Source organism: Hassallia byssoidea VB512170, assembly GCF_000817785.2.
In the GTDB taxonomy this organism is placed as follows: Bacteria; Cyanobacteriota; Cyanobacteriia; order Cyanobacteriales; family Nostocaceae; genus Hassallia; species Hassallia carrinoi.
This window is the reverse complement of the sequence record NZ_JTCM02000004.1, coordinates 1-13,874: the sequence shown is the minus strand read 5'-3', so window position 1 is coordinate 13,874 and position 13,874 is coordinate 1. Positions and strand designations below refer to the sequence as shown.

The window sequence follows — 13,874 nt, the reverse complement described above, 5'->3', positions numbered from 1 at the left end:
CGAACCCGGAGGGTGAGCGGTTTACCGCTCATAGCAAGGATTTTAAGCACTGAAGTGCTTACTACATTAATTCTTTATATTTTCATAACTATGTATTGACTTTTTCGATAGAAGATGCATTTAACTGTGGTTGTTCAAGTTGCGCTTCACTAATAGCATCGCTGAAGTTAGAGCCGACAATCTTATCGTAGTTAGAAGCAACAGCTAAAAAAGCCCCACCCAAAATATAAATTGGTAGCGGTAGAGAAAGTTCTTGCACCCAGTCAAACAATTTTGCTAGGGCAAACAGCACGAAAAAGCAGGCAAGCCAAACTCTCATGTTTTTATCAGAAGCCTTCAAATAATTCTACTTATAGGATAGATGCATTGGATCATATTGTAGAGACGTTCCAGCAGAACGTCTTTACGACAATTAGTTAAGTGAATGCAAATCATCAACTCAAATCTGGGAACTATGTAATTAGCTAACTTTCCAACTGCTTCCCAGGTAGTAATGCTACTTAAACTCCCGACAAATTCCGGTATCAACAAATTCCCAAAAATCTCACTACGTCTTATTCTTGTCGTTCCTTTTGTGCTGCAAATCTTTGCTGTCGTGGGATTGACCGGGTATCTATCGTTACGTAATGGGCAGAGAGCAGTTAACGAACTTGCTTCGCGACTGCGGGGTGAAGTCACTTCGCGTATCGACCAACACCTTGACAGTTATCTGGAAACGGCTCGGCATTTGGCTCAAGTTAATGGAGATGCGATTGATTTGGGTTTGCTAGATCCGCAAGATTTAGAAGGTATTGGGCATTACTTCTGGAAGCAAATGCAGTTGTATGACGTTGGTTATATTAGCTTTGGCTCTAAATTAGGTGAATTTTCTGGCTCTGGATATTACATGAACAATGGTCTCATCATTGTTAACGATCTTTCCCGAAAGCGATACGGCAACAATGATACCTACAACTACCAAACAGATAACCAGGGGAATCGTCTCAAGCTGCTTGATACTTTTCCCGACTACAAATTTCAAAATGAAGCTTGGTATGCAGAGACAGTCAAGACTGGTAAACCGATATGGAGCCAGATTTATCAATGGGAAATACAGCCCTTTCCCCTAGCAGTTTCTGCCAACCGTCCTGTTTATGATAAAAACAAAAACTTGATAGGGGTGATTGGCATTGACCAGCGTCTGTCTCAAATTGGTGATTTCTTGCAACAGTTAAAAGTTAGTCCCAACGGCAAGACTTTTATTTTAGAGCGCAATGGCTTAATAGTTGCCACTTCCACCAAAGAGAAGCCTTTCACAATGGTAGATAAGAAACCGCAACGGCTGAAAGCAATAGATAGTAGTGATGCCTTAGTTCAAGCAAGCGCGAAATACTTAACACAGCATTTCGGCGACTTGAGCAAAATCAAGAATAGCCAGCAGCTTGACTTTTTAGTTAATGGTCAGCGGCAGTTTATTCAGGTAACACCTTGGCAGGATGAGTGGGGGTTAGATTGGCTGGTAGTTATTGCCGTTCCCGAATCTGACTTTATGGGGCAAATTAACGCCAACACCCGCACGACAATTTTACTATGTTTGGGGGCGTTGGTGTTAGCAAGTTTGCTGGGCGTATATACATCGCGCTGGATTACCCAACCAATTTTACGGCTAAGTAAAGCCTCGGAAGCGATCGCATCCGGTGAGTTGAACCAAAAAGTACAGGAGTCAGCAGTCAATGAATTAGGAGTTCTTGGTCAATCGTTTAACCGCATGGCACAGCAGTTGCGCGAATCTTTCACTACTTTAGAAAAAAACAATCAAGAATTAGAAGTTCGCGTTGAAGAACGTACAGCAGAACTGAAAGAAGCCAAAATCAGCGCTGATACGGCAAATCATGCTAAAAGCGAGTTTTTGGCAAATATGAGCCACGAACTGAGAACACCGCTTAATGGTATTTTAGGCTATGCCCAAATTATTCAGCGATCGCTAACCCTCACAGAAAAAGAACGCAACGGTATCAGCATCATTCATCAGTGCGGTTCTCATTTATTAACTTTAATTAACGATATTCTAGACCTCTCAAAAATTGAAGCACAGAAAATGGAACTCTACCCCACAGATTTTCATTTTCCTGCTTTTTTGCAAGGTGTCGCCGAAATTTGCCGCATCCGTGCCGAACAAAAAAATATTGCTTTTACTTACCAAGTAGAATCGGAAATTCCTCAAGGTATTCATGCTGACGAAAAACGTTTGCGGCAAGTGTTAATTAACCTACTTGGTAACGCTATCAAATTTACAGACCAAGGAGGAGTAACTTTTAAAGTAGAAGTAATTGGTAATTCCCAATTCCCAATTACCAAAATTCGCTTTCAAATTGAAGATACTGGTGTGGGGATGAGTGATGAGCAATTAGAGAAAATATTTTTGCCGTTTGAGCAAGTTGGTTCAGAATCTCGCAAGTCTGAAGGAACCGGTTTAGGATTAGCAATTACGCAAAAAATTATCTCTCTGATGAACAGTAGCATCTCTGTGAAAAGTCAGCTTGGTGAAGGCAGTATTTTTTCATTTGATGTCGAGTTATTAACAGCTCCCAATTGGGCAGAAACAGCTAAAACATTTTCTCATGGAATTATCATTGGTTTCTCTGGTCAACAAAGAAACATTTTAGTAGTAGATGATAAATGGGAAAATCGCTCAGTTATTGTCAATTTGCTAGAACCAATTGGTTTTAACATTATTGAAGCCAAAAATGGTCAAGAGGGTTTAGATAAAGCCGTTGAATTTAAACCAGACTTAATTATTAGTGATTTAATTATGCCTGTGATGGATGGTTTTCAAATGATACAACACTTGCGGCGATCACCTCACTTAAAAGAAGTCGTAATAATTGCTTCTTCTGCTAGCGTGTTTGAAACTGACCAACATAAAAGTTTAGATGCTGGGGCAAATGAGTTTCTACCTAAACCCGTGCAGGTAGAAACTCTGCTGGAAATATTACGAGTACATTTGAAATTAGAATGGCTTTATGAAGGAAACAACCAAGCCGATAACGAGCCGGATGAAAGTATTTCCCTTGCGTCTACTACAATAGTACCACCGCCCGCCGAAGATTTATCTCGACTGTACGATTTAGCTTTGAAAGGTCGCGTTAAAGCTATACAAGACCAGGTTGATCGGCTTGCCCAATCAGATGAAAAGTTTACTTTATTTGCTCAAGAAATTATTCAATTAGCCAAGAACTTTCAAATAGAAAAAATTCAAACTTTTCTTCAACAATATTTGACGAATCACTAAATTTAGTTAATAAATATTTCCTGATTATGCATGACTTAGAAAATAACATTATTTTAATTGTGGACGATAACCCCACTAACTTAGCAGTAATATCGGAAGCTTTGATTGATGCAGGCTTGGAAATTGCTGTAGCAACGAGCGGTGAAAATGCTCTCAAGCAAAGTACATATGATCCACCAGACCTGATTTTGTTGGATATTCAGATGTCAGGAATTGATGGTTTTGTCACTTGTGAGAAACTCAAGGAGAATCCGCTAACTCATGACATTCCTGTGATTTTTATGACTGCGTTACATGATACGGCAGATAAAGTCAAAGGTTTTAATTTAGGAGCAGTAGATTATATCACGAAACCGTTTCAGCAAGAAGAAGTTATCGCTCGTGTTTGCCTGCATTTAAAAATGCGAAATTTAACCAAGAAGCTGGAAGAACAAAATATTCAACTTAAGCAATTCACAGAAGAGTTAGAGCAACGAGTAACACAGCGAACGGCTGAACTTTCTGAATCTTTAAACGACCTAAAACAAGCTCAAATTCAATTAGTACAAAGTGAAAAAATGTCTGCTCTCGGTCAGTTGGTGGCTGGTATTGCTCACGAAATTAATAACCCACTCAGTTGTATTTCAGGTAATGTTGACCACATTGAAGAATACTTTCACGATTTGCTGGAACACTTGCAATTATGCCAGCAATACTGCGAACATCCAGAAATTGAAACTCATGCAGGAAAAATAGATTTAGAGTTTTTGACTGAAGACATACCAAAAATAATTGATTCAGCTAAATTAGGAGCGAAACGTATACGTGATATTAGCAATTCTTTACGAACTTTTTCCCGTGCCGATACTACTTCTAAGGTGTTAGCTGATATTCACGAAGGCATCGATAGCACTTTGATGATTTTGCAACATCGCTTGAAAGCAAATGAGACTCGTCCAGCAATTAAAATAATTAAACAATATGGAAACTTCCCTTTAGTTAAATGTTATTTGGGGCAACTAAATCAAGTATTTATGAATATTCTAGCAAACGCAATAGACACATTAGATGAATCTAGTCAAGGACGCAGTTTTGCTGATATAGAACGAGTACCTAATATTATTAATATCAAAACAGAATCTCTAGATAATCAAAGTGTCATAATCAAGATTAAAGATAATGGCAAAGGTATATCATCAGAAGTTAAATCACAAATTTTTGATTATTTATTTACTACTAAATCAGTTGGCAAAGGTACAGGTTTAGGTTTATCTATCAGTCGTCAGATAGTGGTAGAAAAACATGGAGGCTTTTTGAGTTGTGAGTCAGTCTTGGGAGAAGGGACAGAGTTAGCGATCGCTATTCCCATAACATAATTTGTAAGTAGATGTGCATAAATAAACGTTCCTTAACGTAGTAACGGCTTTAGCCGTTAAAATCCAAGAGCGACGAGCGGTAAACCGCTCACTACAACCAGGAAAACATTACAAATATGTGAATTCTTAACTTGCATTTGGGAACTATATAGTTAACATCCTCAAAAAATGCACTCATAATGCATCCGCTGTTGATTATATACATACATGCAACCTCCCAAAATCAATGACTCAACTCAATTAGATCGTCAGATTATCGATTCCGATCAAAGAAAGCAAGTAGCTTTATTTAACTTTTTGCCTGCGATGCGTCAGGTAATTAGCAGACTCAGTATCAGCAATAAGATTAGCATTGGGTATGCGATCGCTCTCACCATCGTCGTTGCTCCCACTCTTAGCGCATTAACTATCGGTAATTATTACCAGCAGGCAGCTAACAAGCAGAGAATGAGTATTCGCAAAGAGCGTAAGCTTTTGTATAACTTGCGCTTGACTTGTTTAGAATTTGAACCAGTTAAAGAGTTTGCTCCTTATCTGCAAAAACCGAAAGAGTTTCAGAAAGCAAAAACAACGGCGATTCAGCGTATTGCTAAAGTTAAGATATTGCTGTCCTCTCTCAATTCCTCGGTGTCAACTTCTTCGATAACATCCCTCAAACCGCTACTTGTAAAGTATAACGGCATATTTGAACAATTTGCCCAAGATTTACAAGCTACGTTGAATAAAATTGATCCGGCAAATATAGAGTATGAAAATGTTTTAAAAGCAAATAAATTGCTAAAAAATTTAGCAGAGAGCGATACAAATGTCAAAAAAAATCAATTGTTTTATGAACTAGCACTTGTGATAGAAACTGCTGAAAAACAAGAAGAATTGTCCGAAGTTGCTAATTATCACGGAGAAATTATCTTCAAAGTAATTATTTTTGTAACTCTGATAATATCGATAGCGATCGCTACTTATTTTATTATGTATATAAGTAAGGTGATCGCTTATCCTCTAAAAGCATTAACTGATGTTGCTCAAAAAGCAACCCCAGAATTAAATGTGGAAACACCTATTACTAAAACTGACGAAGTAGGATTATTAACAGCTTATTTAAATCAACTGATTCACCAAGTAACAACCCTTTTATCAGAGCAAAAAGAAGCCAAAATAGCAGTTGATATTGCCAATAATGCCAAGAGCGAATTTATCGCAAACATGAGCCACGAATTGAGAACCCCACTCAACGGCATTTTAGGCTACGCTCAAATCCTAGAAAACTCCAAAACCCTAACAGAAGAAGAAAAACATGGCATCGGCATTATTCGCTCATGTGGTTTAAATTTATTAACATTAATAAATGATATTTTAGACATCTCCAAAATAGAAGCTCACCAAATGGAACTGCGACCAACAGATTTCTATCTACCCTCTTTGCTACAAGGAGTTGTAGAAATTTGTCGTTTCAAAGCTCAAGAAAAAAACATCGATTTTATTTACCAACCTGCTGCAAATTTACCAACAGGTGTCACTGCTGACGACAAGCGACTGCGACAAGTCCTGATTAATTTGCTTGGTAATGCGATTAAATTTACCGACAAAGGAGGAGTAACTTTTAAAGTAGAGGTAATAGAAAATGGGGAATGGGTAATAGGTAATAGGGAATTGGTAATGGGTAATAGGGAATCGGTAATAGGTAATAAAAAAGAAGAATTCCCAACTCCCAATTCACCATTACCCATTACCCATTACCCACTCCCCACTCCCCACTCCCAATTCCCAATTACCAAAATTAGATTTAAAATTCAAGATACAGGGGTTGGCATGAGTCCTATACAAATAGAGAAGATATTCTTACCCTTTGAGCAGGTAGGAGATAGCACACATCAAACAGAAGGTACAGGATTAGGGCTAGCTATTAGCCAGAAAATTGTCGAACTTATGGGTAGTTCCATTAAAGTTAAAAGTAAGTTTGGTGTAGGTAGTGTGTTTGAATTTGAAATAGAATTTTTAATACCTGATAATTGGACAGAGAGTAATACTATCACAAGTGGCGGGAGAATCACTGGTTATTCTGGTTCCAGAAAAAAAATTATGATTGTCGATGACAGTTGGGAAAATCGCTCAGTAATTGTCAATCTTTTAGAACCCTTGGGTTTTACTATAATTGAAGCTGCTAACGGTGAAGAAGGGTTAGAAAAAGCAAGTCTTTATTATCCAGATTTGATTATCTCTGACTTAGAAATGCCTAGAATCGATGGGTGGAAAATGCTTAAAGAACTGCGAACAAACCAAAAGTTTCAAGAGACAATATTTATTGTTTATTCGGCAAGTATTTTTGATATAAACCGACAAAAAAGTAAAGTAGCAGTAGGTGATGATTTTTTGGCAAAACCGGTGCAAGCAGCGGAAATTTATCGCCTTTTGTCAAAGCACTTAAAACTGAATTGGATTTATGCAGAAGCACAAAAAGAAAAAGTGCGATCACCTAAACCAGAAACAACAGGTGAAATCATTATCCCACCAGTTGACGATTTGGCAATGCTCATAGAATATGCAAAAAAAGGACAAATCAAAGGAATTCAAAAAGAATTGGAAAAAATTTACAAAATGGATGAAAACTATAAACCTTTTGTTAACCACTTAAATCAACTTGTCAAAAGTTTTAACATAAAAAAAATACGCCAATTTCTACAAAACCATATAAATTAATATCAAAATCAACAATTAAATTAAAAACTACAATGATTAATTTCCATAACCAAACAAACGACTTATTAACTGAAAGCACAAGCAACATTTTCAATAATATTGAGACAATATTAGTTATTGATGATAGCCCAACCAATCTACAAGTTCTTCACACTACTTTAGAGAATGCTGGCTATGAAGTTATAGTTGAAATGGACGGAAATAGTGGAATTGAGCAAGTAAAAAATAATCCACCTGATTTGATATTGTTAGATGTAATGATGCCTGGAATAGATGGTTTTGAAACTTGTCGGAGATTGCAAGCAAATCCATCTACTCAAGAAATTCCGATTATTTTTATAACTGCTCTTTCTGATTCCGTAGAAAAAGTTAAAGGGCTAAGTTTAGGAGCCGTAGATTACATTACGAAGCCATTTAATCAAAAAGAAGTCTTAGCCAGAATTAAATTACACTTAAAATTGCGACAACTCAAATTAGAGTTAGACGAACAAAAACAGCAATTAGAGCAAAGAGTTAAAGAACGCACTGCTGAACTTTCTCAAGCTTTAGAAGAACTCAAAAAAACTCAATTACAGTTAGTTCAAACTGAAAAAATCTCCTTTTTAGGGCAGCTAGTTACCGGCGTTGCTCATGAAGTTAACAATCCCGTCGGCTTTATTTCTACTAACTTATATCACGCTGACCACTACATCCAAGATTTAATTAACTTAGTGAAGCTCTACCAAAAAAAGTTTCCCACACCTGGGTACGAAATTGAAGATAACATTAAGACGATGGATTTAGAGCATGTACTGCAAGATTTGCCTAAAGTGATTTCTTCAATGAAACTTGGTACTGAACGCATTCAAGGAATCATGCAATCGCTACGAAATTTTTCACGGGTGGATGGAGAACAGAAAAAGGCTGTTGATATTCATGAAGGGCTAGAAACTAGTTTAATGATTTTGCAGCACCGTTTTAAAGCTTTACCCAAACGTCCCACTATTAATGTAATTAAAGAATATGGCAATTTGCCCAAAATTAAATGCTACCCCGTACAACTCAATCAAGTGTTTATGAATTTAATCTCAAATGCGATTGATGCAATTGAGGAACCAATAAAAGACATAGAAACGTTTTCTACGGCTTCTCGCAGATTCGGACTAATTCGCATTCGCACCACCATAGACAAAGAGCAAGTAACAATTCAAATTTACGACAACGGAATGGGGATATCAGAGTCAGTGCAAAGCCAGATATTTCAACCTTTCTTCACAACTAAACCAGAAGGTAAAGGTAGTGGATTAGGACTTTCTATTAGCAACCAAATTATCACCGAAAAGCACGGCGGAACGTTACAATGTATTTCATCTTTAGGAAATGGTACAGAATTTGTGATTCAAATTCCGTTAAAGAGTTAGAAGTTAAGTAAATGCGGATTAATGTAGTAAGCGGTATCCCTTAAAATCGAAGCTATGAGCGGTAAACCGCTCACTACGAACTTACGAGGCTATCCTAAATGGTGATGTCAGAGGCTGTGCAAAATGCTAAAAGTAAAACAAAGCCTGAAAATTTGGATTTTTTAAGTGGAGAGCGACTCCGTGGAATCATTGACGTTGAAGGTTAAACAGCGAGTTCAGGAACTGCGGCAATTACTACAACAAGCTAGCTATGCCTATTACGTCCTCGATTCTCCCATAATGGAGGATGCAGTTTACGATCGCCTATATCGAGAATTGCAACAACTGGAAACTGAACACCCAGAAGTTGTCACCCCAGATAGTCCCACTCAGCGCGTGGGTGAAAAGCCAGCTACACAGTTTACCTCGGTGCGGCACAACATTCCCCTCTACAGTTTGGAGAATGCCTTTAATGTTGATGAGTTGCAAAATTGGGATCGGCGTTGGCGACGCCAAGCACCGAACATAGATGCGGTAGAATATGTCTGCGAACTGAAAATTGATGGTAATGCTTTAGCTCTGACTTACGAAAATGGCGTTTTAGTCAGAGGAGCGACTAGAGGTGATGGTGTAACTGGTGAAGATATTACCCAAAATGTGCGAACAATTCGCTCAATTCCCTTACGCTTGAATATGTCCGGGTTAGAAAACGTTGAAAGGGTGGAAGTTCGCGGTGAGACGTTTTTACCTTTGGAGGTGTTTAAGCAAATTAACTCACAAAGGCTTGCAGCGGGTGAACAGTTATTTGCCAATCCTCGCAACGCTACCGCTGGTACACTGCGGCAATTAGATTCTCGCATTGTCGCGCAACGGCAGTTAGATTTTTTTGCTTACACGCTGCACATTCCAGGGTTGGATGACGCAAGTATTGCTAATACTCAATGGGAAGCTTTGGAATTATTGCAAAAAATGGGTTTTCGCGTCAACCCAAACAAGCGTCTGTGTGCAACTTCTGCCGAAGTTGCTGAATATTATCAACATTGGGATACAGAAAGGCTGAATTTAGCTTACATGACTGATGGGGTGGTGGTAAAGCTGAATTCTTTTAAGTTGCAAGAACAGCTGGGATTTACGCAAAAGTTTCCCCGCTGGGCTGTGGCACTCAAATACGCAGCCGAAGAAGCACCCACCCGCGTGGAAAATATTGCGGTGAATGTTGGCAGAACCGGCGCGTTAACGCCTTTAGCAGAAATGCGCCCGGTGCAACTTGCGGGGACGACTGTATCACGCGCTACTTTACATAATAGCGATCGCATTGCCCAATTAGACATCCGCATCGGCGATACTGTCATTGTCCGCAAAGCTGGAGAAATTATCCCAGAAGTGTTGAGGGTACTCAAAGAACTTCGTCCCGACGACACTAAACCGTTTGTTATGCCTACCCATTGTCCAGTATGCAATCAACCGGTAGTGCGAGAAACAGGTGAAGCGGTAACTCGTTGTGTAAATGCTTCTTGTGCAGCTATCCTCAAAGGTGCGATAGAACATTGGGTAAGTCGCGATGCGCTGGATATTCGCGGCATGGGGGAAAAACTGGTGCATCAACTCGTTGATAAAAATGTGGTGCATTCGGTTGCTGATTTGTATAACTTGACAGAAGATAAGTTTTGTGCATTAGAGCGGATGGGGAAAAAGTCAGCAGAAAAATTGGTGAGTGCGATCGCATCTAGTAAAAATCAACCTTGGTCGCGGGTATTATACGGTTTAGGCATTCGTCACGTTGGCAGCGTCAATGCCCAATTATTAACTGAGAAATTTCCCACCGTGGAAAAGTTAGCTAACTCTGACCAAGCAGATATTGAAACTGTTTACGGTATTGGTGCAGAAATTGCTCAATCTGTTTATCAGTGGTTCCACATTGCTGCAAATCAAACTTTAATTGAACGGTTGCAAGCTGCGGGGTTACAATTTGTTGGGGAAGTAACTGAGATTAAAGAGAAAAATCAAAAGTTTGCCGGGAAAACTTTTGTAATCACGGGTACTTTACCAACTTTGAAACGCGATGAAGCGAAAGCTTTGATTCAGAAAAATGGTGGTAAAGTTACGGAATCTGTGAGTAAGAAAACAGATTATTTAGTTGTGGGGGAAGATGCGGGTTCTAAGTTGGAAAAAGCGCAAAGTTTGGGAATTACACAGTTAAGTGAAGCGCAATTGTTGGAGATGGTGGGGGAGTAATGAATCTGACTAAGAAACCCGGCTGGCGTCATCTAACATACGAAGTAAACATGTATACATTCATTAGTAACTATCTTAGCAATTATCAATATTGTACGAATGCAAATAGTATCGGAAGTACTCATATATTGGTGCGTATTGAAAAGTGTGTTTTGCGTGTCGATGAAGGGAGGCACCTGTAATTTTGACGCTTCGATAGAGATAAATATATAGCAGTACGCATATATTGAGAAATGAAATTCTGGAAAAATTTATATGGGTTCGTATAAGCGGACGAACCCACATAACTACCCGGACAGAAATATTTACACATGCGTCTTCGGCTGAATAAAGGTTTCAGGTCTAATTTTGTGTAATTAATTCTGTCTTATTACTTCCCTTCTAGCTGCTATTCCTTTGACAGTTCCCACAAAAGGAGTAACACCTCAATCAAAATACCCAGACCTGGGTACATCAAATCAGCAAGCAAGGGAATGAGAAATAAAATAATCGCAACCAATTTCTTCCTATCCATTCGTTAATCCTCAACTGTTGAGGCAACGGTAAATTAGGGGTAGTACACGGAAGCAAAAGCCGCTCTTATGCGTCAAAATTGAGGAATATCTGGAATTTAGAGTTCGGGGTAGGTAGACTAAATAGGGGATACCCCAAACTTTATTACAACTTTTTTAGCTAAGTTTATGCCGCGCCTTAGTTACGGTGATGATGTAAAAGCAAGAGTAAGGCAGCTTTTAGAAGCGCTGTTGGCTTATGTTAATCACGAAGTAGAGAATTCTGATCGCTATCAGATTAAATGTTGGAAGCAGCTGCCGAACCAGGTGATTATTAAAACGCAGTCACGGACATTGGCTGAGTTATCGAGTTTAGAAATCAAACAAGTCAGGCAAGCGTTAAAACTACTTGAAAAGTTTTCAGAAATTCTCGAAGATTTACGTGCCCAGAAACAAGGCTCAGAAAATTATGATTTTAGACTAACGTTGTGGCATCCTATAGATGAAAAAGAAAACAATTTACAGACCTTTAATGAAGATTGGGAACATAAACGCGCACAAAAACCAGGGGTACAGCGCACAGAGGGACGAAAAGTAAATACTCCAAAGTCAAAAAAAATCGATGATTTAGTACAAAACGCACGCGATGAAATTCGCCCTTATATTGAAGAACTTTGCGGTAAGATGCGTGTACTAGGCATGAATAAGCCAATTGAGGTAGATGATATTTATACCAGCGTCAATATTTTGGAGAAAAGTACCAAGTCGAAATGGTTATCAAGGGAAGAACTTCTTCAAAATGCTGGTTATGAGAATTTTGACAGACCTAACTTGAGGAAGGTAAGCGAACCAAGAGTACCAGGATTGAAAGCAGTAGAAGAACACCCCAAATTGATGGTTTTGGGTAAACCTGGTGCTGGTAAGACGACGTTTCTCAAACATATAGCACTACAATGTATTAATGGCAATTTTGAGAAAAACCGCGTCCCGTTGTTTGTAACACTCAAAAGTTTTACAAAAAATAACAATTCAGCTGATTTATTTAAGTATTTGACTCAACAACTTATTCCTCAATTTATAGACTCGCAAGTAATCGAACAACTACTTAAAGAAGGGAAACTACTTATACTGTTTGATGGGTTAGATGAAGTACAAGACCCAGATAAACAAGTCTCAGAGGTTCTTGAAAGTTTTACACGTCAATATTATAAAAATAAATTTGTTATTACTTGTCGAATTGCAGCACGCGAGTATATTTTTGAAAATTTTACTGATGTCGAAATCGCTGATTTTAATGACGAACAAATTGAAACCTTCGCCAATAAATGGTTTACTGCTAAAAATGATGCCAGCAAAGCACAAGGATTTATTTCACAATTGGAAATAAATAAACCTATTAAAGAAATTGCGACTAATCCACTATTATTAACATTATTATGCTTGGTATTTGAACAAAAAGGTATATTCCCACAAAATCGCGCCGACTTGTACGAAGAAGGTTTGGACATACTGCTTGATAAATGGGATACTACTCGTGGTGTTGAGCGTGACCAGCTACCATACAAAAACCTCTCGCGAAAACAAAGAAAAGATTTATTGATTCAAATTGCTTACCCAAAATTCGAGGATGGTAAATACTTCTTCAAGCCAGAAGATGTTGATAAATACATAATAAAATACTATGAATCACTAAATATTAAAGACGACATCGAAACGAAGAAAATATTGCAATCAATCGAAGCGCAACATGGTTTGCTTGTCGAACGCGCGCACGATATTTATTCATTCTCACATTTAACCTACCACGAGTATTTTACGGCAAGAAAGATTAAAGAAGCAGGTGACGACAAAATTTTACGTGATTTATGTACCCATATTACCGAAACACGCTGGCTAGAAGTTTTTCTTTTAGTTGCAGGATTAATGCGTGATGGAGCTGACCAATTACTACTTTTTATGGAAAAAGGGGCGCGTTCTTGTATTAATACTGATAAATTACAAGAGTTATTACGTTGGGCAGACAAAGAAACTACGGGTTCTATGGGTGATACAAAACCTTACGGTAAACGTGCATTAGCCATTGCCCACGCCTACGCCAACGCCCACGCCTACGACCACAACCACTTAATGTCCTACCGCTACTTCTACACCGAACCCATCCTCCTCGCTTACGCCTACAACAGCGCCGAGGGCGGCAGCGGCACCCACGCCTACGCCAACGCCAACGCCAACGCCTACGCCTACCCCATCGCCAACGACTACGCCTACCCCATCGCCATCGCCATCGCCAACGCTAACGCTAACGCCAACGGCATCGCCATTGTCGAAGCCATCGCCAAAGCCATCTCTATCGCCCTTGGGCTGAACCTGGACAAAAATGGACAGCCTTCATCCGAAAATGTCGTGGGGGATCGAGGATCTAGTAAACAAGGCTGTCCATTTTTGT

The 13,874-nt window shown here is 38.9% G+C and carries 7 protein-coding genes; 6 read left to right on the top strand and 1 reads right to left on the bottom strand.

Annotated elements, in window-relative coordinates; translation table 11 throughout:
- Positions 1-88: 88 nt before the first annotated feature.
- Positions 89-319, bottom strand: a complete 231-nt coding sequence (locus tag PI95_RS03000) for a hypothetical protein (protein WP_039752597.1) — start codon at positions 317-319, stop codon at positions 89-91.
- Positions 320-493: 174 nt separating this feature from the next.
- Between PI95_RS03000 and PI95_RS02995 the strand changes: the two genes are divergently transcribed.
- The 6 genes from PI95_RS02995 to PI95_RS02970 form a co-directional block, all read left to right on the top strand.
- Entirely contained in the window at positions 494-3,271 is a 2,778-nt protein-coding gene (locus tag PI95_RS02995) for an ATP-binding protein (RefSeq protein ID WP_039752596.1), read from the top strand.
- Positions 3,272-3,297: 26 nt separating this feature from the next.
- Positions 3,298-4,626, top strand: a complete 1,329-nt coding sequence (locus PI95_RS02990) for a hybrid sensor histidine kinase/response regulator (RefSeq protein WP_039752595.1) — start codon at positions 3,298-3,300, stop codon at positions 4,624-4,626.
- Between the two features lie 207 nt (positions 4,627-4,833).
- On the top strand, positions 4,834-7,323 hold the full coding sequence (locus PI95_RS02985; RefSeq protein WP_052325738.1) for an ATP-binding protein: 2,490 nt from the start codon (positions 4,834-4,836) through the stop codon (positions 7,321-7,323).
- 32 nt (positions 7,324-7,355) lie between these two features.
- Positions 7,356-8,723 (top strand): hybrid sensor histidine kinase/response regulator, encoded by a 1,368-nt coding sequence (locus tag PI95_RS02980; RefSeq protein ID WP_052325737.1) that lies wholly within the window; start codon positions 7,356-7,358, stop codon positions 8,721-8,723.
- 180 nt (positions 8,724-8,903) lie between these two features.
- Complete coding sequence (gene ligA / locus PI95_RS02975; RefSeq protein WP_039753918.1) at positions 8,904-10,937, top strand: NAD-dependent DNA ligase LigA; 2,034 nt, start codon at positions 8,904-8,906, stop codon at positions 10,935-10,937.
- A gap of 680 nt (positions 10,938-11,617) precedes the next feature.
- A partial coding sequence (locus PI95_RS02970; protein ID WP_163518558.1) for an NACHT domain-containing protein occupies positions 11,618-13,874 on the top strand: 2,257 nt, incomplete at its 3' end.